At 51.9% G+C, this 23,910-nt stretch carries 24 protein-coding genes; 6 read left to right on the plus strand and 18 right to left on the minus strand.

Translation table 11 applies throughout. The features are described 5' to 3' along the window. Positions 1-87 precede the first annotated feature (87 nt). The 10 genes from AB1S56_RS19775 to AB1S56_RS19820 form a co-directional block, all read right to left on the minus strand. Positions 88-2,622, minus strand: coding sequence for an SMC family ATPase (locus AB1S56_RS19775; RefSeq protein ID WP_340869009.1), 2,535 nt, complete (start codon positions 2,620-2,622; stop codon positions 88-90). Further along, entirely contained in the window at positions 2,619-3,791 is a 1,173-nt protein-coding gene (locus tag AB1S56_RS19780; protein ID WP_340869008.1) for a metallophosphoesterase, read from the minus strand. The genes AB1S56_RS19775 and AB1S56_RS19780 overlap by 4 nt, the downstream gene beginning before the upstream one ends. Beyond that, entirely contained in the window at positions 3,788-4,774 is a 987-nt protein-coding gene (locus AB1S56_RS19785) for a hypothetical protein (RefSeq protein WP_340869007.1), read from the minus strand. The genes AB1S56_RS19780 and AB1S56_RS19785 overlap by 4 nt, the downstream gene beginning before the upstream one ends. Continuing rightward, on the minus strand, positions 4,775-5,104 hold the full coding sequence (locus AB1S56_RS19790; RefSeq protein WP_340869005.1) for a hypothetical protein: 330 nt from the start codon (positions 5,102-5,104) through the stop codon (positions 4,775-4,777). Positions 5,105-5,417: 313 nt separating this feature from the next. Then, on the minus strand, positions 5,418-5,570 hold the full coding sequence (locus AB1S56_RS19795) for a hypothetical protein (protein ID WP_340869003.1): 153 nt from the start codon (positions 5,568-5,570) through the stop codon (positions 5,418-5,420). 380 nt (positions 5,571-5,950) lie between these two features. Continuing rightward, positions 5,951-6,241, minus strand: coding sequence for a hypothetical protein (locus AB1S56_RS19800; RefSeq protein ID WP_340869002.1), 291 nt, complete (start codon positions 6,239-6,241; stop codon positions 5,951-5,953). Positions 6,242-6,516: 275 nt separating this feature from the next. After that, entirely contained in the window at positions 6,517-6,777 is a 261-nt protein-coding gene (locus AB1S56_RS19805) for a helix-turn-helix transcriptional regulator (RefSeq protein ID WP_340869001.1), read from the minus strand. Positions 6,778-7,095: 318 nt separating this feature from the next. Beyond that, positions 7,096-7,404, minus strand: a complete 309-nt coding sequence (locus AB1S56_RS19810) for a DNA-binding protein (protein WP_340868997.1) — start codon at positions 7,402-7,404, stop codon at positions 7,096-7,098. 323 nt (positions 7,405-7,727) lie between these two features. Beyond that, entirely contained in the window at positions 7,728-8,054 is a 327-nt protein-coding gene (locus AB1S56_RS19815) for a hypothetical protein (RefSeq protein ID WP_340868995.1), read from the minus strand. Between the two features lie 13 nt (positions 8,055-8,067). Then, positions 8,068-8,337 carry a helix-turn-helix transcriptional regulator gene (locus AB1S56_RS19820; protein ID WP_340868994.1) on the minus strand — a complete coding sequence of 90 codons (270 nt, stop codon included), beginning with the start codon at positions 8,335-8,337 and terminating at the stop codon, positions 8,068-8,070. A gap of 161 nt (positions 8,338-8,498) precedes the next feature. Here AB1S56_RS19820 and AB1S56_RS19825 point away from each other — a divergent pair, with 161 nt between their 5' ends. From AB1S56_RS19825 to AB1S56_RS19850, 6 genes are all read left to right on the plus strand, one after another. Further along, positions 8,499-8,885 carry a helix-turn-helix transcriptional regulator gene (locus tag AB1S56_RS19825; protein WP_340868993.1) on the plus strand — a complete coding sequence of 129 codons (387 nt, stop codon included), beginning with the start codon at positions 8,499-8,501 and terminating at the stop codon, positions 8,883-8,885. Between the two features lie 43 nt (positions 8,886-8,928). Beyond that, a complete protein-coding gene (locus tag AB1S56_RS19830; RefSeq protein WP_367903380.1) occupies positions 8,929-9,141 on the plus strand; it encodes a DUF2614 family zinc ribbon-containing protein in 213 nt (70 codons plus the stop codon). A gap of 132 nt (positions 9,142-9,273) precedes the next feature. Further along, positions 9,274-9,582 (plus strand): hypothetical protein, encoded by a 309-nt coding sequence (locus tag AB1S56_RS19835; RefSeq protein WP_340868991.1) that lies wholly within the window; start codon positions 9,274-9,276, stop codon positions 9,580-9,582. 62 nt (positions 9,583-9,644) lie between these two features. Further along, the gene (locus tag AB1S56_RS19840; RefSeq protein WP_340868989.1) at positions 9,645-10,265 is read left to right on the plus strand and encodes an ImmA/IrrE family metallo-endopeptidase; all 621 of its coding nucleotides are present in this window, start codon (positions 9,645-9,647) and stop codon (positions 10,263-10,265) included. Continuing rightward, on the plus strand, positions 10,265-10,633 hold the full coding sequence (locus AB1S56_RS19845) for a hypothetical protein (RefSeq protein WP_340868987.1): 369 nt from the start codon (positions 10,265-10,267) through the stop codon (positions 10,631-10,633). The genes AB1S56_RS19840 and AB1S56_RS19845 overlap by 1 nt, the downstream gene beginning before the upstream one ends. A gap of 15 nt (positions 10,634-10,648) precedes the next feature. Next, positions 10,649-11,869 (plus strand): tyrosine-type recombinase/integrase, encoded by a 1,221-nt coding sequence (locus tag AB1S56_RS19850; protein ID WP_340868985.1) that lies wholly within the window; start codon positions 10,649-10,651, stop codon positions 11,867-11,869. An 80-nt stretch (positions 11,870-11,949) separates the two neighbouring features. Here AB1S56_RS19850 and groL read toward each other — a convergent pair whose 3' ends face one another. The 8 genes from groL to AB1S56_RS19890 all read right to left on the minus strand — a co-directional run bounded on the left by groL (position 11,950) and on the right by AB1S56_RS19890 (position 23,899). Continuing rightward, the gene (gene groL / locus AB1S56_RS19855; RefSeq protein WP_340868983.1) at positions 11,950-13,587 is read right to left on the minus strand and encodes a chaperonin GroEL; all 1,638 of its coding nucleotides are present in this window, start codon (positions 13,585-13,587) and stop codon (positions 11,950-11,952) included. 48 nt (positions 13,588-13,635) lie between these two features. After that, positions 13,636-13,917 (minus strand): co-chaperone GroES, encoded by a 282-nt coding sequence (gene groES, locus AB1S56_RS19860; RefSeq protein ID WP_340868982.1) that lies wholly within the window; start codon positions 13,915-13,917, stop codon positions 13,636-13,638. 687 nt (positions 13,918-14,604) lie between these two features. Further along, the gene (locus tag AB1S56_RS19865) at positions 14,605-15,798 is read right to left on the minus strand and encodes a DUF2264 domain-containing protein (RefSeq protein ID WP_340868981.1); all 1,194 of its coding nucleotides are present in this window, start codon (positions 15,796-15,798) and stop codon (positions 14,605-14,607) included. A 45-nt stretch (positions 15,799-15,843) separates the two neighbouring features. After that, the gene (locus AB1S56_RS19870) at positions 15,844-17,757 is read right to left on the minus strand and encodes a heparinase II/III family protein (RefSeq protein WP_340868979.1); all 1,914 of its coding nucleotides are present in this window, start codon (positions 17,755-17,757) and stop codon (positions 15,844-15,846) included. A gap of 10 nt (positions 17,758-17,767) precedes the next feature. After that, positions 17,768-19,384, minus strand: coding sequence for a helix-turn-helix domain-containing protein (locus AB1S56_RS19875; protein ID WP_340868978.1), 1,617 nt, complete (start codon positions 19,382-19,384; stop codon positions 17,768-17,770). After that, the gene (locus AB1S56_RS19880; protein WP_340868977.1) at positions 19,377-21,200 is read right to left on the minus strand and encodes a histidine kinase; all 1,824 of its coding nucleotides are present in this window, start codon (positions 21,198-21,200) and stop codon (positions 19,377-19,379) included. Before AB1S56_RS19880 ends, AB1S56_RS19875 begins: the two co-directional genes overlap by 8 nt. Positions 21,201-21,289: 89 nt before the next feature. Beyond that, positions 21,290-22,696 carry an extracellular solute-binding protein gene (locus tag AB1S56_RS19885; RefSeq protein ID WP_340868975.1) on the minus strand — a complete coding sequence of 469 codons (1,407 nt, stop codon included), beginning with the start codon at positions 22,694-22,696 and terminating at the stop codon, positions 21,290-21,292. 360 nt (positions 22,697-23,056) lie between these two features. Continuing rightward, complete coding sequence (locus AB1S56_RS19890; RefSeq protein ID WP_340868974.1) at positions 23,057-23,899, minus strand: carbohydrate ABC transporter permease; 843 nt, start codon at positions 23,897-23,899, stop codon at positions 23,057-23,059. Between the last annotated feature and the right edge of the window lie 11 nt (positions 23,900-23,910).

Here is a 23,910-nt window from a genome sequence, read left to right on the forward strand (position 1 = left end):
GCTTTCGGATCAGAATGAAAGAGCGACCATATGCGCTCAGAAACGCCTGACCGGCATAAAGGAACTCCGAATTCATCGTAACGAGGCTCAAGCAACAAGAACCTCGACGCCGCCGTCCGCATTATCGAACCGAATAATCTGATCGAAAGCAGTTTGCGCATCCTCAATGTGCGTAATGACAAGCACTCTCTTAAACCGGCTTGCAACGGATTTAATAGATTCGAGGACAAGCGCGCGGTGCTCCGCGTCCTGGGAGCCCAGCCCCTCGTCAATCGTGAGCCACTCTACCTTGCTGCCGGCGCGCTGGGCTAGAAGCTCCGCAAGTGCGAATCGAATTGCGTAGTCGATGCGGAGTTGCTCACCGCCGCTGAATGTCTCGTAGGGGCGCTCCGCTGTCCAATCACCTATCATGATGTCGAGTGTCTCGGACACGCCGGCGCGGGACTTGAGTTCCCGCTGCGTCTCAAAGCGAACGTAATGCTTGCCCTTAGACATTTGTCCGAGGATCTCGTTGGCAATCCGTTCGAGCTGCGGCACAGCGTTTTCGATGATCAATGCCGGGATGCCATCGCGGCCAAATGCTTTGATCAACGTTTGGTACCTAGTCCAGCTCAGCGCCTTCGGTTCCATCTCGTCGGAGATTTGGTCACGCTCCTGCTGATCGGTCTCTAGTGCGGCCAGTACCGCCTTCATGCCCCCGATCTGCTCGGCCAAAGTTGCGAGCTCCTGCCGAAGGTGCTGCATTTGGGTGTTGGCTTGAGCAAGCTCCTGGTGTAGGCGGTCATAGTCCAATGTATCGAGTTCTAGCCCAGACCGCTCGACGGACATTTCGTCCCGCCTAGCCTGTTTAACAGCGATATCACGACCTATAGCAGCGATACGTTCCCCAGCGTAAACCGACATCTCCCGCGCCGCCGAAATCTGATCCTTGAGCCGGGCCCACCGCTCGAGGTCGGCCACCTTCGCTGACAGCTCCGATAGCGGCTCTAATGCAGACTCGAGCTCAATCATTTGTTGCTGGAGGGAGTCCCAACGTAGTCTCATAGCCTCCATCTGCTCCGTCTTCTCGACCTTCTGCTGCTCCAACTGCTGTAAGAGTTCATCTTTTCCGGCCAATTGAGAGTATGCGTTCGAGGCTTCACGCAACTCGTCCACACGCACCTTGCAGACGCGATGAACTGCGTAATCATATTCCAATGCCTGCTGCTCACCTTGCTTCGCGGTAATAGAAGTAATAAAGCTATCCACTCCCGTTCGATCCAACACAGCTAAGCGTTGTCGGAGGTCCGGCAGTTCCGCAACCGCTGCTGCTGCAGCCTGTTGGAACTTGCACGTCGGCAGACAACCGTTGTCCTGGATGTGCAACTCCTGCTGCTCTAACGTGGTAATTTTATCGGATAGACGCAGTTCTTCAAGCGCGAGGCGTGATTCTTCCTTGTCCTTTTTCCCGGACAGATCAGCAATTTCGGCAGCCAGCAGATTCCACTTGTCCGCTTTTTCCTCGTAATCACGAAGTTTTTGCATCTCTGTCTCATACTCAACAGCCTGCTGACGGAGTGTTCCCCTCCCTGCGAGCTGCTGCTGTAAAACTGTGATTCTCCCGATGATTCGGCGCAGATCGTCCTCCAGTTGATAAAAATCGGTTTGAGTGGTCGTTAGGTCGAATTGAAGCCGATCAAGCTCCGGCTTCCGGGCCTCCAGTGCTGCAAGCTTCTGCTTGAGCTGATCTAGTTCGGCGGACTTCGCCAGAATAGCAGCTTCGTTGGCCAGAATCTTATCGGCGCGCTCGAGGCGATCGGATTGAATGGTACGCTCGCCTTCCAAAGCGGCGATCTCCTCACGGATTGCAGTGATCTCTCGATCAATCTGTTGAATACGCGCCCGTTTACCGTCCAGCGTGGCAATCTGCGACTCGGCCAATTTCAAACACGCTTCTTCCTTCGCAATCAGTTCGAGCGTATCGGTGTGTCGGCCCTCGGCGTACCTCAATGTTTCAGCCTTCGCCGGGCGATCCGCAAGGCGCTCGTCCAATGTCAACAATTTGTCTTTTGCCTTCTCAATTTCGATGTTCATCGCTGCAGCCTTCTGGCGAGCACGCTCCTGCAACTCCGGATATACGTTCAGCCCGAGGATCTGCGAGAGGATCTCCTTACGCTTACCCGCCGTGGCTCCGGTGAAGGCGTTAGCTTGTCCCTGCAGGATCATAGAGCTGGCCGTAAACGTTTCGTCGTCCAGATTGAGCAGTGATTCGATAACAGCTTCGGTGTCGACGATCTTCTCCGCCGATCGGCTCTCCCATTGGTCGTTGATTCGTTGCTGCAGTTCCAGCGTCGACTTCCCTTTACCCTTTGTGCTGCGCGTCCGGATGGCACGATATGCGTCACCTTGATGCTCGAACCAAAACTCCACGGACATTTCTTGCGCGCCGCGGCGGACAAGATCGTCCAGGCTGACGCCGCTGATCACATCTCCGAAAAGCGCAAAGCGCGGTGCCAGTGTGAATGCAGACGACTTGCCGGCCCCGTTCCGTCCGGCGATCGCCGCCAAGGAGACAGCCGACAAATCAATGTCGGCATGTTCGATAGCTCGGAAATTGTGAATAATAAGGCGTAATGGGATCATACTTGAACCTCCAACAGTTCCGTCGTCATGGCTTGCAATTCGGAGATATCCACCGGCTCATACCCTTGATTCGAAGCCCATGCGGCCAGCGCCGACAGAGGACCAAGTTCCTCGGTAACCTCGGCGTCCCGGATCCGCTCTGATCGTTCGACCTCCGCGCGGATTTCAGCGACGAAGTAAGCACCGGCATCGTATAACGCCCGCTCAAGCGATCGCCGATCGAATCGCTTCTGTAATTCCTCCGAGCAGGCATATCGCACCCGAACGATTGCATCTTTAATTGAAGCAAAGTCGTCTACTTCACCGTCCAGCCAAGCAGTAATATCCATGTCGCACCAGTCGATCGTCTTAAAGCGGCGTGCTGGCGCCGCGATGAACGTTGATTTAAATCCAACGCCTGGGCCGTCTCCTAGCCACTCATGAATGTAGAAGCCCGGCGTCGTCCGCTCATCTCCGAAATTGTGCCGCTCAGGAGCACCGCTGTAAAAAACGTTGCTGCCCGCTTTCTGCGGGCGGTGGATGTGGCCGAGACAAACCAAGTCGAACATGCTTGCCGCCTCATCCGTTAGAATCGGCTCGTTTTGGAGCAGTGCGTCTTCGAATCCAGTGTCCGCAAGATCATAGGTCAGATGAGACATTAAGATGCGTGGCCCGTCCCAGCAGTGGCTTGTAAAGGATTTACATTCATCAGTAATGTGTTCAGTCATCTTCGCGTGAAACTCATGCGGTGGGAGCCCCGTGAACTCCGGAATCGTGGCAAAGTTGGATCGATTCATTCCTGGGAGGCAGCAGATTTTAATATCACCGAATGCTACCGAATCTGGTTCGGTAAACACCCTGACACCAGAAATCTGCATCTCGCGAATTAGATGGTAAGCACTGATTGCGTCATGGCTCGGTGTACCGCTAATCACGACGATTTCAATGCCGGAATTTGAGAGACGACGGAGCCAAGCCACGAACGCCTGAATCTCCGCCGTCGCCCGGTCGATGAAGACGCGGGCGTCCTTAAAGGCATCGCCGGCGAACAATACCAGCTCGCAACCTTCATCTACGATGCGATCGGCGACCCAACTCATCGACCGCGTGATGTCTTCGAAGCGCGCTGCCGGTGTAGGACCTGGATATCCAAATCCCCAATGACTATCTGCAATGTGTGCTATTTTCATCGCAGGTCCTCCGGTACATCGTCAAAATTGATGGTGTCGTCCTGACCTCCGCCGGCTTCAAGATAATCGCCGACCGTCTTCCAGTCAGTTTCCGTTGTAATATCGGAGATTACCTTCTTGATTGGTCTGCCGAGAACTTGGCTAGCTGCGTCAGCTAAACCATTCCAATCCAAGCCTTGTTGTTTCATGATGCCGAGCACTCGATTCTTTTGTGTAGAGCTTCCGCTTGCAGCTCGATTGCCTCCTTGCTGCTGGCTGCTTCCTTGATAGCGACCGCTGTTCGCGCTAGCTGCTCGGCCGCGCGATTGCTTGCGGTCTTCCGCTGGCACGTCCGCATATTCGTCCATTTCCGCTTCTTCTTGTGTGAAGATTCCACTGGAACGCGTACACTGAAGCGTCAATCCGACATAGGCTCTCTTGTAAGCCATCTTCAGCACCGTGTTCCACTGCGAAAACAGGTCCTCATTCGGGATACGGTAGGAGCGATAGGGGCCGTACGAACCCTCCTTTTCTTCAAACAGCAGATCCTCTTTATCTAAATATGACGGAACTTTATTTTCGCTAACCCAGCGGTACCGATACTTAGACTCAAACGTGCTACATTCCCCCACACCCTCGCCAATTACAACGCCGCTGGCGCGATGAACGAGCTGCAGCGTAAACTCGACCCGGTACCAGCCTGTTTCAAAATCCCGGTCTTCAATCTTGCTCTTAACAAGGGCAGCGAAACCATACAACTCACAAAGCTTTTCGGCTCCTGGCTTGTACAACGTTGCTTTTTGCGTGCCTGGAACAGTGCCGAAATCTTCATCCTTAACCATGATCTCCTTAAAAAAGACTTGCAGAAAATCATATTTTTGTTTCATATCCGTCAACCTTTTACGAAAATCAGCAACACTGCCAAACTCGAGATCGACTAGCGCCCCTCCCCCGGTGTTTCCACCGGAGGGTTGAGGCATTAACTGAAGCGGTGCCTCGGACAATTACGCCGCCCCCTTCAGCAGGTCGACGACCGCCCGCAGCGCTTTAAATTCGTCGCGGAGCCGGCCAAGACGAGTGACTGCATTCTTTAAGTTGAGTTCTGCTTCGTCCAGGTCACCGCGCTCGTTGACTGTCTTTTCTCTCGTCTGAGCTGCACGGATCTCGGCATTCTTGCCATCAATTGCGTTGGACAGCAGCAGCATATCTTCCTTAGCCTGCAGTGCAACCTTGGCTCCTAAAACATGCAAATTGGCTTCGAGGACCGCGTCTTCGGCAGATCCGATTTCCGCCGGCAGCGCCAGCAATCTGTCCACGATCTGTTGTTTATTCATAAGCTCCTCCTTGTCGCCCTCATTCCCGTATGCTAAAATGGGGGCATTCGATTGTTTGTGAGCCCGCCTGCCAGCGGGCTCTTACTCGTTCTCGCAGTCGTCACAAGTTCGAGGATGTCCGGGTTCTTCCATGTCATCCATGTACGAGCCACACACTTGACAGCACAATCCGTTCAAAATCATATCAGCAGCTTCTCCCATGGAATGCCTCCTTTCTTATGCATTGATGCGTAAACCGCATCTCCGAACACCGAACCGGGGGTGGGTTCGATGCCCGGAGATGGCCCCGAATCACGTTCGGGACTCTCTCTTCTTACGAATTTTGATAAACGTGCTCGGCTTCGCCTTCCGTCACCCTGTCCATCTCCTGATACATCGCCGATTCCAGCCGTTGAATCGCTTCGTCATCCAAACCCGCCTTACGCGCTGCGATAATCATGTATCCGATCGCTGCCCCGTTCGTCATTCTTAACACCTCCTTGCTCCACTGGAGGGTAATGCTCGTCCAGCACCATATTTAGCGTTTCATACGCCTCCCACATCGCAGCAGGATAGCGGCTCTTCCATTTTGCGAATTTCTCTAAATCCACGCCGCCACCCTCGGTGCAGCATTCATAGAAAGCGGAAATCCCTTCAGCAATTGTCGTCAATTCTCCAGGCTTGTCCGGATTAGGAATATAGGGCATTCAAGGTCCCCCTCAACTAATTTTTTGGTTACCGCTCGCAACCACTTGTCTGACAGCTTTATGTAGGCGCCGCAGTAGCTTGTCCGAAATTGCTTCAGGATTCCGACAATGCCGGCCAGTTTGGAGCGTGACCACGACGGCCTCCTCGGCGGTAAGCCCTTTACAACGTATACGCGCCACTGCCATGCATATGGCAGCTTGCTCCGCTGCCGAGTTGTTCCATCGAAATCGCATTGCCACTCACCTCTGCAATCGGCAGCCCATAGCGCGCCGCCATGATTTGATAGGTAGACGAATGAAATGATAATTTCCCCTCCGTGACGCGCTTTGCCAGTAGTCGGTACATGCCAGCAACCTGCGACGTCCGCATCCGATCTGCCTTCTCTTGCAAGGCGTTTATAATCATCTGGGCTTCCTGTCCGTCGAACGAAATTGAGAATTTACCATCCATATCGCAACTCTCCTTGCACTAATGTCGATCAGCCGTTAAAATGGACGACAAGAGACTCATTAGACGTGATCTCAACTTGGACGTCCGGCCTGCACGCCGGGCGTTTTTCATTTCAATTCGAGCGAACCTTCGCATATCACGGAGATACGCTTGCATTTCCACTTTTCTCGACGTATCGTAACGGTCAGGATGCTTGTTCATCCATTTCAGATTATGATCCGCGTTCCGTGCTGCCTTTCGTGCCTCTTTTACCAACTGTTCTCTCGACAAAACTCTCAACCTCCCATTCCAGTAACCTGCAGAACCGACTGAATCATTGATAGTCCATCTAATCCGTAAAGATAAGCGACTACAACTTCCCTGGCGTTTGTGACGTCTGCCCAACGAAAAAGCGTTTCAGCATGTACCGGTTTGTGATTTTTTTCATACTTCGAAATACAACTCCGTGATAAGTTAAGCAATTCTGCTAGTTTCTCTTGGCTATAACCCGCTCGTTCGCGGCAAGCATGTAAGACTGCTCCTAGCCCCATTTTCATCTACTGCCCTCCTTTCGTTCCACTTTGGAACAGACAGGGCGCGAAACGCAGCTGTATAATAATGGTGTCGGTTAATTCCTCGTTTGACCGCCTCGCACTTCCTCAATGCAATTCCTTCGCACCGGAGCCCCCCCCGGGCTCCCCTCAAATCCGCGCCAGTAAGAACATGTACTTTAGGTTACCGCGTGTGACATCATACAAAATCCAACCTTCACGCAGCAGCTCATTCGCCTTGTCTTCATCTGCTGTTTGAAACAGTTCTTTCACATCCCACGGATTGATTTCCAGTGCCCTCACCTCCCCTCATTAACCAGATAATTACGCGCCTAGGCGGGAAAACTTGTGGTCTGGTGCATTATCGTTCACCCAATCCGAATGTCGTTCCATCCATTGAATAAGTTGATGAGTAAGAATCCGCGGATGTCCAAGTTCTCGAACAACAGGAAAATCAGCTCTGTTCAGAAGTTCAGCTGCCTTCGTACTGCCGATATCGAGAAACTCCATTAGTTGACTCCGAGTCAGAACCGGTGGCAAACTCCGTGCGAACGAATGCTTTTCGATGGCTTTCGCTACAGATTCGTTAATCAAACGCTGGATCTGTTCGGTGTCAATCTCTACCTTGAACATATTGACCGCCTCCTTTCTTTCCAGTCGTCTTCTTTCTCTGTAAAATGGAAGTTATCGAAGCTTACCAAATTACATGAGGAAGGAGGTGTTGCATTTGGAATTAAAAGCTGCAGTTATTGAAGTGTGAGGCTTTGAATTCGCTGTCATCATCGTTCCGGAACATGTACTTGATAGCCCTAATCGAGAAGAACTCCGCCAGAGATTTAAACATTACTTTGATGAAGAATTAGAAATCAACTTCATGGTTGATCGAGTAGACAAACCGGCTTTTGATGGGAATACAGAAATCATTGCTTTGCTTGAAGCAAAGAATAGGGTCCAAATTAATGATCTTCCTTGGCTTCCTCTCCACACATAACGGCTTTGACAAAAGCGGCGTCTTCCTTAGTCATGTTTAAGGATCTACCTTTGGGCGCAGAAGCAAGAGTTTCATGAAATTTCTTGCGCCCTTCTTCCGTCCAAGGCTGGCCGTAACCAAGCCTCATATTCCCAGGACGATACAACAACCAGACATTGAAAGGACTCTCGAATGCAAACGGTACATAAATCGGAACCCAGCCTGCTTGTTGAAGCGTCTCTGCTTCCTTGGCCTCATCAGTCATAATCAACTCGCATGTTTCCTCAGAAAGTGCTATTCGTACATTACTCAACGCCTTACCTCCCTCATCCTGTGTTTAACTGCGAAGCTTGGAGATCCTTTACTTCTTTATCCACACTAACATTCCACATTTCGTGGAAGTTTTGGGCATAAAAAATCTCTGGGAGTTCTTCTAAAGCTTTCGCAATCTCTTCAAATTCACCAGACCGAATAGGTCGATTGCCCATTTCCTTCATGTTGTATGTCGAAACTGACATTTTCGCCCTTTTGGCGACCTCTGTCTGGCTTATCCGCTTTGTTTTGCGAACAACTCGAATTTTTTCGTGAAGTTCCATTCACCTTTTCACCTCCACGTTTTGTGGAACTTGTTTATAATATACATCCACGTATCGTGAAAGTCAACACTTAATTTTTCGTTTCGTGTAATATATTTTACATAGTGTGAAATTAAGCTATGATGTTAGTAATATTCTATTTTTAAGGGTAAGGGGATATTATGACTCTTGGCGCGCGGTTAAAAAAGGCACGAGAATTAAAGGGTTGGTCTCAACTCTACGTTTCCGAACGATCAAACATCTCTAACACAGCACTATCAAATTACGAAAGAAACTACAGAGAACCTGATGCAGAGACTTTGAATAAATTAGCCGATCTGTACGAAGTAAAGGTAGATTACCTATTAGGTCGCACCAATGATTCATCTCCTACTTCGCAAAAAAAAATGGAGCCAGATCATGATGGACCGATCTACATTGCTTATTTGGGCGGTCCACCTAAAGAATTGGATGAGGAAGAGGCTGCTCACTTGGAGCAAGAACTTGAGATGTTTCGAGCGTTCCGAGAGAAGCGGTTACGTGAAAGAAGAAAACAGAAGGAAGATTAACAAGTACCTCAGCCGATGGGGAAAATGAAGGGCGTAATGAATAATGCTTGTTTTCTTGCTCATTTGCATAATTATCGGAGTAGTGTTAGCGCTTGTTATCACATTTATTCGTTCTGTGATTGCTGTAGCATCACCGTCAATTGAATGTCCTGCTTGCGCCAGAAAAATAAAATTCATCGGAAACTCTGGGCATTGTTATAAATGTCGGTCCAAAATTTATAAACATTCAAATGGTACCTACATGACTAGACAATAATATTCTAACAGTAGGTTCAGCAACTTTCCCATCAGATGGGGATCGATAAGATTAAGATAGCCCCCAAAGCCAGCAATGGCTTTTATTTTTCACATATAATACGAACATATATTCTATAAAAGAGGTGATTTCATGAAATATCGTATCCAGGTCGAGCGTGGTCCCATGACCAAAATTATTATCTTCCGTCCAGACGAGGCTGATTTACTTGATGAACAGAAAACCTATTTTACTGAAATCTCGATGGGTTATCTCGGACAAGCTGACCCCTCATTCCTGCTAACAACTGCGGATCTGACTTATGATGGCCATCGTATAGCGGTTGACCTGACTAAGTACCAGGCGCGCACCGGCCTTACTTCACCGCCGTCATATCAAATCCCTGCAGACGAGTTTCGAGCCTTCTTGGAGCAGCAGAAACGAGAAAATGAAGTGGACTAATTGCTTCACATATATTTTTTGTCATTTTGTCGAACATATATTCTTATTTGGAGGGAAATAGATTGATTTTTGACATGACATTGTACAAGCCTACCGAGCTGGAGAAGTGGATTTGCCAAAAATATCATGACAACGGCATCAAGACGCCGGCTGACATGGACCTCGATTATATTGGTGAAATATTCAATACGTACATCACCTATAAGAGCGAAGGTGATGCAAGAGTGATATATGACGATTTCGTCGGCGGTCTCATTTTCCTGAATATCCATGACAGTGACGCTCAGCAGCGATTAAAGTTCTTCCATGAGCTTGGACACCCAGCTTTGCATGCTGGCAGTCAAGATAAATTGCCGAGCTTATTCGTCGAGTTACAAGAGGCTCAGGCAGGCGCATTCCAACAATACGCTGCCCTACCATACTTCATGTTGGCAGAAATTTCGCCTTGTCATACGTTTGACGAATACTTTACCCATCTGTCTGAGGCTTTCCGACTCCCCCGTAGCTTCGTTCAGCGACGGATCGACCAGGTAAAGCGACGGATTCTGCAAGGCCACCAGGACCGCAATGCGTACGCCAGGCGTGTTGGTGTGGCAGCACGGTACGGCTATACTGATGAGACGCTGCGCATACTCGGTCAGCTCCATCAGCAACTTAGTAAGCAAAGGGAGGCATTCAGCTAATGAACATGTCCTTATATTACGATCGAGAGTTTGAGAGTGGTCAATTGGTACCTGTATGGTTATTGCTTGATCATCTGTCATTCGACTGGAGCAAGCCTCTTTTCGTGCCCATTCAGGCGCCTTTTGAACGATTCGAAGTCGATCAATTCGACCCAGACACACTCGCATTAAGCGTTCCCGACCAAGTTTATATTCGGAACCCCTACGCTCCAAATGAAGTTGGGCTCAATATGCCTGCGCTAAGGACGCATGCCGAGACGTTTATGGGAATTCATTGCGACACTTCCGAGATCCGGATACTGCTGTTACGAATCGGTGATATCGAGGACGTGCTGCAATACAATATTTCAGAATATCTACAATGGTGAGTGAGGTGTAAAGCGATGGCATCTTTTACCCAGGTACCCGCCAAAAACAAACAAGGTTATAAGTGGGTATGCACGAAGGAGGGACCTCCTGATCCCGTTTCAGGCAAGCGTAATCAGATAGCTCGGAGAGCAGACACGAAGAAAGAAGCAGAGGCACGTGTCGATAAAGTGCTAAAGGCATTAAAAGAAGATGGTATAAACGAAAAGAAGAACAAAAACCTTCCTTTTATCCATGTTGCGGAGGAATGGCTGGAGACGTATAAGCGTACCAAAGTTAAAAAAAATACCATACGGTTACGTGGGAATTCAATTGCTACTCTGAATAAATACATTAAAAATTTGAATATCGATAAAATCACACCCAAGAAACATCAGAGCATTTTAAATGATCTGTTTGACAAAGGATATGCAAAGTCAACGATTGAAGGCGTCCATGTAACCGCGAATCTAATTTATAAGCATGCTATTAAGGAAAAGTATCGAAAGGACAATCCCGCCACAGGAGCTACAATTCCTGTTAAGCGAAGGACTGTTGAAGAGATCGAAGCGAATCCTATCGAAGAGAAATACTTAGAAAGTCATGAGTTGACAGAATTTCTGAACGCCGTACGGAAGTATGGACTTGATCAGGATAAGGAAATGTTTTACCTCTTGGCCTTCACAGGCATGCGGATCGGAGAAGCTCTCGCCTTGAAATGGACGGATATAAATTTCGAGACGCATCGTATTCGGGTGACGAAAACTATGTATAACGAGAATAATAATATGCGGGAGTTCGAACTTCAGCCTCCAAAAACAGATGCCTCCATCCGAGATTTTGATGTAGATGAAGACATTACTAATATGCTACAAAATCATTATAAAACGCAAACGAAGTTAAAGATGGCTACCCGGCACTTGCTGCCGGAATATTATGATAGCAATTTTGTATTTACCCACGATAATGGGTATCCGTTGGTCTATAAGCATATTGCCAACCGAATGGAACGAGTCATGCGAAAGACCAACATACACAAACACGCAACGTCTCATATTTTCCGCCATACACATGTCAGCATGATGGCCGAGGCTGGTGTGGATCTGGCGACTATCATGGCTAGAGTCGGTCACGATGATCCTAAGACCACACTGCAGATTTACACTCATGTAACCAAGAAGATGGAAAAAAATGCGACTCAAAAAGTAAAAATCGTCTTCGCAGATTTGCTGAAGGCTGCTGCTTTGCAAGAAATGTGATTTTTTTGTGATTTTATATGAGAAACGGGACCCTTAGAGGTCCCGTTTCCCTTGGTATTACAGGGTTTTTAAGCCCTTTATTACATCATGCCGCCCATACCGCCCATGCCGCCCATGTCAGGCATGCCGCCGCCAGCTGCGCCCTTCGGCTCAGGCTTGTCGGCAACAACCGCTTCGGTTGTCAGGAACATAGCCGCTACGGAAGCAGCGTTTTGCAGGGCGGAACGTGTTACTTTGGCAGGGTCAACGATACCCGCTTCGAACATGTTCACCCACTCGCCAGTAGCCGCGTTGTAGCCTACGCCTACTTGCTCGTTTTTCAGACGCTCAACGATAACGGAGCCTTCTTGGCCTGCGTTAGCCGCGATTGTGCGAATTGGCTCTTCCAGAGCACGAAGCACGATGTTGACGCCAGTGGCTTCGTCGCCTGCAGCGTTAACGGCTGCAACCGCTTTGTATACGTTAACCAGAGCTGTACCGCCGCCGGATACGATACCTTCTTCCACTGCTGCGCGAGTGGAGTTCAGCGCGTCCTCGATGCGAAGCTTGCGCTCTTTCAGCTCAGTCTCAGTAGCTGCGCCGACCTTGATAACCGCAACGCCGCCGGACAGCTTAGCCAGGCGCTCTTGTAGCTTCTCGCGATCGAAGTCGGAAGTTGTTTCTTCCAGCTGAGCGCGGATTTGGTTCACACGTGCAACGATGTCAGCGGAGTTGCCAGCGCCGTCAACGATAATCGTGTTTTCTTTGGTAATGCGGATTTGACGAGCGGAGCCCAGTTGGTCCACAGTTGCCGACTTCAGCTCAAGGCCGAGCTCTTCTGTGATCACTTGGCCGCCAGTCAGGGCAGCGATATCTTGCAGCATGGCTTTGCGGCGGTCGCCGAAGCCAGGAGCTTTAACCGCAACGCAAGTGAAGGTGCCGCGCAGCTTGTTCACGACCAGAGTCGCTTGCGCTTCGCCTTCTACGTCTTCTGCAATGATCAGAAGCTGCTTGCCGGATTGAACAACCTTCTCCAGAACAGGCAGAATTTCTTGGATGTTGGAGATCTTTTTATCCGTGATCAGGATGTAAGGGTTGTCGAGTACCGCTTCCATCTTGTCGGTGTCAGTAATCATGTAAGGGGAGATGTAGCCGCGGTCGAACTGCATGCCTTCAACCACTTCCAGCTCCGTGTTGAAGCCCTTGGACTCTTCCACTGTAATAACGCCGTCGTTGCCAACCTTCTCCATTGCTTCCGCGATCAGCTCGCCTACTTCCTCGTCTGCGGAGGAGATAGCCGCTACCTGTGCGATAGACTGTTTGCCTTCGATTGGCTTGGAGATTACCTTCAGCTCTTCAACAGCAGCTTTAACAGCTTTCTCGATGCCTTTGCGGATCACCATAGGGTTTGCGCCCGCTGTTACGTTTTTCAAGCCTTCGCGGATCATCGCTTGAGCAAGAACGGTTGCCGTAGTTGTACCGTCGCCCGCTACGTCGTTTGTTTTGGTCGCTACTTCTTTAACCAGCTGAGCGCCCATGTTCTCGAACGCGTCTTCCAGCTCGATTTCCTTCGCGATGGATACGCCGTCGTTTGTGATGAGCGGGCTGCCGAATTTTTTCTCCAGAACGACGTTGCGTCCTTTTGGTCCAAGAGTCACTTTTACCGCGTTCGCCAGAGCGTCAACGCCGCGAAGCATGGAACGGCGCGCTTCTTCGCTAAATTTAATTTCTTTCGCCATGTGTAATTACCTCCTAATAATTATATATTAAGTATGTGGTCGCTATTCTTAGCCAAAAATAGCGTGGATGTCGCTTTCCTTCATGATCAAATACTCTTTGCCTTCGTATTTGACTTCCGTACCCGCATATTTGGAGAACAGAACGCGGTCGCCTTCTTTTACTTCCAATGCTACGCGAACGCCGTCCTTCAGCGATCCGCTGCCAACAGCCACTACTTTGCCTTCTTGCGGCTTTTCCTTCGCCGTATCCGGCAGCACGATGCCGCTCGCAGTTGTTTCTTCCTTCGCGATTGGTTCGATCAATACGCGTTCACCCAAAGGTTTAATCATTGAAAATAGCCTCCTTCTAAATTTGTCGCTTCTTGTGATATTTCGTTAGCACTCGTAAGCGAGTAGTGCTAACAACCATTTTTATAATACTCAATCTCCGAATGGATTTCAAGTGCTTGAACTTATTTTTGCAGAGATTTTACACGAAACAAAGAAAACTGCCTCAAGGCGTCCTTGACCAACATTTTCGCCCTTGCTATCTTCTCGACGACGCCAAGCGTACCACTGAGGCTTCTAACGGACAAAAAATAACTTTACACCCTTCTAATCGGCCGTCCAAAGTTGTAATGGACATTTTCGAACGTTAGAACGACACTTGATAGAAAGTCGGTGCCTTTAGAACGGCTAAGCGTCCAATTTGACCGTTACATACTGGAAAACGCCAGATTGGAGCTCTAAGTACGTTTTATGTCCGTTACGTCTTGCGTATCTGTTTCTGAACTGAACCGGAACCCTCCTCACCCCGAAACTTTATAAATATAATGTGAGAAATCCTCTATCGAGGCCTGTCAGAGATGAGCGACCGCGTTTAGATGTAGGATTTATCGCCAAATAGAATTTCCGTTTTCGAATGCTCGAAAACGTATACGCTATTGCTGGTAAAAAAAGACGGCCTTACGGCCGTCTTCAGGCGCATCCTGTCCCCAGGCATTTCACCTGCGAAACAAAAGCAAAAGCGAAGCGCCCCTATTTCAGGGCGCCATCTGCTTCAATAGGAGCTCCGCTCCAAGCCAGGACGGAGGTCCACGGCGCAGCCGGACCGCTCCAGAAGCGGTGCGAGGCCGGGAGCCCCAGCGGCAGGAAGGCAGCCGCGCATAGATACAGGCTTCCGGTCGAAATATAGATTTCGCCTGCGCCGGGCTGATGCCCGGCAAGGCCGATCGTCAGCCAGCCGCCCTCTTGGAATGTTCCCGGCGCGTCGAGCGTTCGGCGGATGACGGCGGTTAAGGCGCAGCGCGCCTGCTCCGGCGTGACGCGGTCCGGCAGGTCGCCGCGAAGCGCGCTTTGGGCCAGGCTATGGAACGCCCCGCAGCGATAAGCCAGCGACCGGCCGATGGGCGGGAAGCTGCCGTCCGGCGCGACGAAGCGCTCCTGCACCTCGGCGTAGCGCCGGGCGCGCTTCAGAACATTCTGGCGAAGAGCGCTCCATTCGTCGTCCTCCCCATGCAGCGCCTCCAGCACGTCGACAAGCATGGGCTGAATGACGAAGCTGTTGTAATAATCCCAGTGGAACTCAGGACCGTCGCCATAGGCGCCGTCCCCCTTGTACCACTGCTCATGCTGCCGGATCGCGTAATCGACGCGCATCCGGTCCCAGTCAGCCTCACCCGCCTGATGCAGCGCCGCTTCGATCATCGCCGAGAACAGCAGCCAATTCGACACATGGGGCCGTCGGCTTCTGGTTGCCTTGAGGCTCGCCACAACCTGGCGCTTCACCCGCTCCTCCAGCTTCTCCCACAGCTCCACCGGCGCTCGGAGTATGGCCTGCGCGAGAAACGCGGCGTCCACAATGGGCTGTCCGCCATCCGAGAAATTCATATAGTCCGGCGAAGACGGATTCGTGCCCGCGTCTATAGCTTTACGAGACAGCTCTGCGTATCGGGCACGGAGCGCCTCTTCCTCGGCGTTCGCTGCGCCTTCGCCCAGCTCCAGCCATGGAGCCATTCCGCTGAGCAGCCTGCCAAGCGCCTCCAAATGCGCGTATTGAGCCCGATCGGCCTCCATGCCTGGCTTGGTCTCGATGGGCATGGCCATTCTCAGCCTCCCATCCGCCAGCGCCGACAGCACCGGCTCCGCCACCTGCTCCAGCTTACTCAGCCAATACGCCCTTCCTAACGCTTCTATCTCCTGTACTGCCGTATTAGCGAACGTTCCCCTCATTACAGCAGCCTCCCCTCTTCAAACCTACTTGTAATGCATCCATTTTTACTTTTTCTGAAAAGAAAACTGAAATGCCGCTTCCTCCCGACCGCCCACAGCTCCCTCCGCCAGAGGGACAAAGTCTAGCGTATACCAATGCCTTTCCTCACCGGCATGGTTCAGGTCGCTGCGCGTCGTGATGACAGGACGCCAAGCCTCCGGATGATAGGAAATATAGAGTCGGTGGCCGCCTTCAAGCATGAGGACGCCCTCCTCCACCCGCTTGGGCTCCAGCAAGGTGATGAATCGCTCCACGATTGGCTCGTCTTGCCGCAGGGCATCCAGGGGCGCTTCCGCCATTGTGAACCGGTCAACCAGCACCAGGCTGGGACCATCCGTCTTCCTCCACTGGAAGCTCCGCTCCAGCCCCAGCAAGCCCGCTCCCTTAGGGTAGGCTCCGCTCAGCTCCAGGCCAAGCTCATCCTCAACGTCCGAGAGCAGCACCTTCGTCACGACGGCTCGATGCTCCGCTCCTTCCTGCTGCAGCTGCCCTCTCACAATGGGAAGCGAATGGCCTTGCGAGCCATTGCACCAGAATGTATACCGCTCCGGGCCAAAATATTGCTTCGTATACATGCCGCTGCCGAGGTCCGCCAGGTACACTTCACCGTCCGCATGCAGCAGGAAGTGTCCGCAGTCGTTATGATTATGGGATTCGCCATTGTGCCCGCCCTTGGCAGCGAAGCTGTATACGCTGCCGTCTTCCGCTACATAGCGGGACATGAGCCACGCCGCATCAGTCATAAAATGAGCCTCCGTCGGCCATCCGACATGGGCCGACGTCTCTGTGTCGCCAGCCGCCTTCCGCAGCTCGCTCGCCTTGGCCAACAAAGCGCCGCGCGCTTCAGCCGCCCAGATGAGGTTCCTGACAGCTGGCGCCCACCGGCCGCAATGATCCGCGGCGAAGGGCGCTCTCAGCGCTGCCTCCGGCAAAGCGACCTCTGGAAACTCATCGCGGAGCCGCAGCGTGAGCCCCATAAATATGCCGCTGCGCTGAGGGGAATCCGAGAAGTTCACCACCATATCCCCGCATGAGAAGCATCGCTGCTGGAACAGGGCAATGCCCTTAACCTTCGGGATGGCGAAGCCGTCTATAGCCCCTCCCGTGGCTCGCTTCAACAAATCGGAGTAATACGCGTAATAGCCGAAGCCGTATTGCCAGTAGCCATACCCCTCCACACAGGCGCCGTCTTCGCCGTATCCCGCAAGGAAGCAAGCCATGGATACATGCACACGCTCCAATACGCGCACCAGTCTATCCGTATCCCTGATCCCGTACAGCGCCGCCGCCCCAATGGAGCCTGCGCACACAGAGGACCAATTGTTCTCCAGCCTCTCCCAAGGATAAGGCCCCTGCTCCAGAAACGGCTCGAACAATCGGCGCTCCATCTCCATCCCTATCTGCGCCCGCAGCTCAGCATCCAGCCTGTCGCCAAGCAAGGCGCTCAATTCAGCCAGCGCAAAGCCTGTCTCCGCCGCGAATAAGTCAATATTGCCGAAGCGTCCCCGCTTCTCGCCATAATGAGCGGGCAGGCACCATGTAAATTCATTGCAGATGGACCAAGCCGTGCGATGCAGCGAGTCCCGATACGCCTCTTCCTCCGGCCTCAGCCAGCTCATCACGCCAAAGGCGCAGAGCCGTTTTCTTCTGGCAAAATACACCTTCTCGTACGCCAGCCGGTCGCCGGTCTCCGCAAACATGCGGAACAGCTCATCGGTCAGCTCTGGCTCCGGTTCCCCAAGCATACGCGCGGCTTCCGCCTCGATCTCGCTGACCAATCCCGCCAACGAACGGTCCTCCAGCAGCCGGCTTGCCCATTCGTCAGGCCCTGACTCCCCTCCCAGCAGGCCGAAGCCGAGGCTGCGCGCCGCCAGAGCCGAAGACCATTCCCGAAGCTCCCAATCTCCCCATTCCATCATGCGTCCTCCCTTATCCTTTGCGCAGCTGGCCGCGGAATTCAACCGGCGTGACGCCGGCGAACGCCTTGAACAGCTTGATGAAGTAGCTCTGGTTGTCGTATCCCAGCAGCTCGCATATTTTGCCCACTGGCGTCGCGCTGCTCTCCAGCAGCTCCTTCGCGCGGTGCATCTTCATTCTGGTGACGTATTCGATAAACGTCTCGCCGGTTTCTTTTTTGAACAGTCTGCTGAAATAGCTCGGGTTCATAAACAGCTGCTCCGCCACCTCCTCCAGCGTTATTTTCCGATCCAGATGCTGTGTGACAAAATGGCATGCTTCCGCAATCTCCGAGCGCTTGCTGGACGTGCCTCCATACAAATCCGTTGCGATGATGGAGAGGCAATGGCCGATCATCCACTCCTTCAGCTCCGCCATCGTATCGAGCTCAAGCGCTTCGTTCGGAAGGACATCCGTATTGCCGCTGGTCCGGTAATCAAGGGCGGATTGAAGCTTCAGCCGCGTATCCAGCAGCATGCGGAGCACCCAGTCCTTGACCATGGCAGGGTCCGGTCGGTGCTGCTCGATATCATCCAGCCAGCTGTTAACCGTGACGCCGATCTCCGCCACCTTCTTCCCGATAATCAAGTCTCTCAGCCGCTCGCTTGATTTCTGGAAATCCCGGAACAAATCATAGGCGCCCGGCGACCTGCCCTCGGCGCGCGCTATCGAGCCGCTCGTCCGGTAAAACCGGGCGACCCGGTCCTGCTGAATATGCAGCAGAGCTGCCTTGATGCAGTTCGGCTCCGAGCAGCGCTCCCCAATCAGGAACGACATTCTCAGCTTCAGCGAATGGACCGCCGTCTGCAGGCTTCGCAGCAGCGCTCGCGTCTCATCGTACCCATTCACCTTCAGGCCGCCCTGGAATGCCGCGAGTATGACCGTCTCTTGGGCGCTGTATTGGAAGTGGACCGCCGACAGGCCGGACCCCTGTATCGCCTCCTCGACAACATTGTCCACTGCGAAGCGCAGCACCTCGTCGGATTGGAATCGAAGCTTGGCCGCGCGCAACTCGTCAATCATGCCGATAACGGGAATAATTGTCTCCCCTCCGCGAAGCGGCAGCCCGAAGCCCTCCAGCTCCGCCTTCCATTTCTCTATATCAAGTAGCGGCTGCTGTAACGTCGTCCGGATAAATTTCTCCTTCATAAGAGAACGGTTCCGATCGACCAGCCGCTCCATCCGCAGCTGCTTGGATTGCTGCTCCCGCTCCTGCTCCAGGCTGGCGATAAACTGCGTCAGCAGCGTCCGGATCTGAGCCGGCTCAAGCGTATCCTTCAGCAAATAATCCTGCACCTGCAGCTTCATCGCCTGCCTCGCATATTCGAACTCGGTGTGGCAGGACAGAATTGCCGCCCGAAGATTCGGCTTATGCTCCTTCATTCTCGAGACGAGCTCCAGTCCATCCATCTGCGGCATTCCGATGTCTGTAATCAGAATGTCGGGCATATCCAGCGCCGCCGCTTCCAGCGCTCTGGCACCGTTCTCATGCATACCAATCACCTGCAAGCCAAGCTTCTCCCAATCTATTGCGTAATGGATTAATTCCAGAACAGGATAATCGTCGTCCACAAGCATGACTTTATACATGCGGTTCACCAGCCTTAAGCTTTGGAATATGGATCGTTATGTTCGTCCCTTCATTCACGTTGCTAATAACCTCAATTCGGAAGGCTTCGCCGTACGTCATTCTCATGCGGTCGCAGACATTCACCAGTCCGATGCCGGACAGCCGACTGCTATGGTCGGACACCGGAGCCGGCTGTTCGCCGGGAGCCGCCAGCTTGGCGCGAAGGGCCGCGAGGCTGTCCGCCTCCATGCCCATGCCATCATCCTCGATGCGAATCCAGAACTCCTGAGCGGTAGCCCATGTCGCAATACGAATCGTACCCGCCCTCTGACTGAGCCCATGAATAAGCGCGTTCTCGATAATTGGCTGCAGGAAGAAGCGCGGCACAAGCACCATCAGCGTATCGGGCGATGGATCCAGCACCAGCTCCACCTTTTCCTTCTGCCGCATGTTCATCAGCTTCACATAGTCAGTTACAATCGACAGCTCCTCATGCAGCGGAATCGTATCGTTGCTCTGCGTAATCGTCATACGCAGCAGCTTGGATAGCGAAGCAATCATCTCCGAGCTGTCCAGATCGCCGCCCCGCATGACCTTCATCCGAATGGAATTGAGCACATTGAACAAAAAATGCGGATTGATCTGCGCCTGCAGCATGGCCAGCTCCGCCTTGCGCTTCCTCGACTGTGTCGTCGTCACCTCGGCGATCATCATTTTGACCCGGTCCAGCATCTGATCGAAGGACTGCCCCAAGTAACCGATTTCATCGCTGCCCCGAATGTTGGAGCGGATCTCAAGGTTGCCCCGCTGCACGGTTTCCGCCACCTTGCCGAGACGGACAAGCGGCTTCGTGAAGCTGTTCAGCAAGTAGAGGAGCAGCAAGAAGAACACAACAAATGATATAAGCTGTAGCATCGCCACACGGTTAAAAATCGAATTCAGCTTATACACCGCTTCCTTGTAAGGCGTAAGCGACACCAGCTCCCAGCCGGTCAGCGTCTGTCTGTACGACGTGAGGATGTAGCTTTCGTCGCCTACGCTCACGAGCTCCGAGCGAGCCTGGCTGCCGGCAGTATTCCGGTTGGAGAAGCTTTCGCCGATCCTCGTCTTGTCCGTGTGGGAGAGGATAAAGCCGCCGCGGTCGACCAGGAGCGTCTCTTGTCCTCCAGACAGCCGATTGAAGATGCCGCTGATCTGCTTCTCCATAATGGTGACAAACACATATCCATACGGCTTGACGCCTGCGCGCAAGGTGCGCCCCATTGTAATCTGATAGGGACTGGAGGAAGCCTCCGCCGGAAATACGGTCGGACTGGCGCCAATCCATAACGATTGCATATTTTTCAAAGCATCCATCTCTGGGAACCAGGGCTCCTCCTTCAGCTGGAGCGGATCGAATTCCGACAGGTTGTAATTCGTAAATCGAGTGCCGTCGGTAAGCAGAATGGTCACATAAGCAATATCGCCGTGAATCGTCATGTTGCCGATTTTGTTCATAATTTTACTCTGATCCAGGAAGCTTTCGTAGGCTGCGTCAGGTCCCTCATACGTTTTCCCTGCCGCAATCTCCTTCAATACAACCGTTATGGAGGAATCCATCTGCACACTGTTCGCGATATACAGCATATAATCGAACACGTTCATCACATAGCCGTCCACAAGCTGGAGCTTCTGGCGCGATTGCTCCATCGCTTCCTCCTTGACCGCCTCCTTGGTCAGCATATTGTACAGCGCAAGCGTAATAAACGCCGGCACCAGAATACAGACAACCGCCGTCACAATGAGACGGAAGCGGAACGATCTGGACCATAGCCATGGCCTCGTCGGGATGGGCATACGATTATCCTCCGTGTTCAACAATTGTAAAAAAGAGGCGCAGACGTTACGCTGCACCCCTTCTATCTTTTATTTCCTAGTATAGCCCATTATTTATTGGCATCAATAATTTTTTGAACGCGATCATTCAGGGCCGCAATTGTCTGGTCGATATCTTGCTGATCATAGATGAGCTTCTCGTATTCTTCGTTGATTACTTTGTATACTTCCGATTGGTAGGTCACCGGAGGAATGATTTTGGACGATTTGGCGTTCGACAGCGTATGAATCAGAGATGCCTTGTCGACCTTTTCCGGATTTTTGGTGCCGCCGAGAATAATGTCGATGATGCTTTCCATTTGCGACTGATCGACGCCGTTCCAGGCCGGAATGTTTTTACCCTGAGCGATTTGGCCTTCCGTCGTATACCAGCGGACGAATTGGTAGGCCGCTTCTTTATTTTTGGAGCTTTCGGCAACGGCTACATAATCCGTCGTCACCATCGTGTAGCCGCCCTCGTCGGAGGCATTATTTTTTGGAATCGGCGCGACAGCTACTTCAAAGTTTAGCGGGAATTGCTCCGTACCACCCAACTCCGTGTTCATCCAGCTGCCAATCATAATCATGCCGACCGCCTGGTTAAAGAATTGGTTCCGATAGTGCAGCTTCTGGGAGAGCATATCGGTGTAAGGCGTCGCGGACTGATCCGTTTTCTCCATTTGGAGGCGCAGCTCAAGCGTCTTGCGGAAGAGCGGGTTGTCGAAGTTCATGGAGCCGTCTTCCTTCAGGAATTCCGTATTGTCAGGCTGATTCGCCAGACCCAGCTTCATAAATTCCATCCAGCCGCCGTTTTGCGGACCGTGGAAATAAGTGCCGTATGTTTTGGAGGCGCCTTCGCCTTTAGTCAGCTGCTTCGCGTATGCGGTGAAGTCATCCCATGTCCAGTCTGTTGGAACCTCAAGACCGGCTTCCGTCAGCTTTGTTTTGTTCAAGAGCACGTACCAAGGGTTGAACTTGCCTGGAAGCGCGTATACCTTGCCGTTCAGCGTCGTGTTGACCTTGTAGTCCTCGGATACCTTGAAGCCTTCAGCCGAGATGAATTCATCCAGAGGCGCTACCATGCCAAGACCTACACGCTGCGCGTAGGAAGCCGGGTCGGAGAACATCAGCACGTCCATTGTTTCATTCGAGGATGCAGCCAGGTCGAGCTTCTGCAGCGCTTCCTGGGAATCGCCCTTCTCACTGAGCACATTGACGTTTACTTTAATATTGGGATTAGCCGCTTCGAATGCAGCGATTGTCTTGGACCAGTTGTACGTGGCCTCATTGCCGAACGTGTGAAGCTGAATCGTCACTTGCTCCTCTACCGCCTTGGGAGATTCCGTTGGCGCCGAGGATGCTCCTCCGCCGTTGCCTCCGCTGGAGCTGTTGTTGCCGCCATTATTGCCCGCGCAGCCTGTCAGCGCCATTACCGTTGATAATGCAAGCACGAAAACCGCTTTTTTCCCTTTAAACATGTGTAACCCTCCCTGAATGTATTTCTTATAGGCTATAGAAGAAGTCGAATTCATCGTCGCTTTTTGTTGAATCCGCTTTCTTGTACTCATTGTAGCAACCGCTCACATACACTCTATACCACAAATTTGACCACAAATGCGATTATTTTTACCACATGAAAATCCTTGAATATCTGAAAACTTCAGATATAAAGGATTTTCATTGGCGATAGAACCTACCCCTGAAGCGCGGTCGCCCATCCTCGAATGGCTTCGATCAGGTTCTATCACCACATGAACTTTCATTGGCGATAGAACCTACCCCTGAAGCGCGGTCGCTCATCCTCGAATGGCTTCGATCAGGTTCTATCACAACGTCCCCTACCCCTTCACTCCGCCAAGGGCGATGCCTTCGATGACGCTTTTCTGTCCAATAATGAACACGATGAGCAGCGGCAGAATCGCGGATACGGCTGCAGCCATCATAAGCGAATAAAATTCTCCGTTGATCGTCGTGAACTTCTGCATCGCCAGCTGGATGGTGTACAGCGCGTCAGTCCTAAGGAAAATCAGCGGATTCTGATAGTCGTTCCATGTCCAGATGAAGCGAAGAATCGCATAGGTGGCGATTGCAGGCCTGACGAGCGGGAATGCGATCCGCCAGAAAATGCGCCAGTGGCCGGCACCATCGATTTTGGCCGATTCAATAAATTCATTATGAATGCCCATAAAAAATTGTCTCAGCATGAACGTGCCCAGCACGCTGAAACTTCCCAACATAATAAGTCCTAGATGACTGTCGAATAATTGGATTTGGCGGTACAGCAGGAACTGCGGCACCAGAATAGCCTGCTGCGGAATCATGTAGGTCGCCAGCACGATTAGGAACAAATATTTGCCCGCCGCAAACTGGATTTTGGAGAAGCCGTAAGCCGCTAACGCAGATACCGTACAGGAAATGACCGTGGTCAGCACCGTCACCTTCACGGTGTTCCAATAATATTTGTAGAACGGGAACTTCCCTACCCATACTTCCTTGTAATTCTCAATCATATGCCATTGTGAGGGAATCCACTTGATGGGATAAGTGAACACCTCCGCCTCAATCTTGAACGATGCCGACAGCATCCAGAGAAACGGCATAAGGAACAGGACGCTTATGGCGAACATAATGGCCGTCAGAATGCCCTTGCGCACTTTCGCGGTTCTTGTCGTTGTGGTCATGCTCGTCTCCC

The organism is Paenibacillus sp. PL2-23, assembly GCF_040834005.1.
Classification (GTDB): Bacteria; Bacillota; Bacilli; order Paenibacillales; family Paenibacillaceae; genus Pristimantibacillus.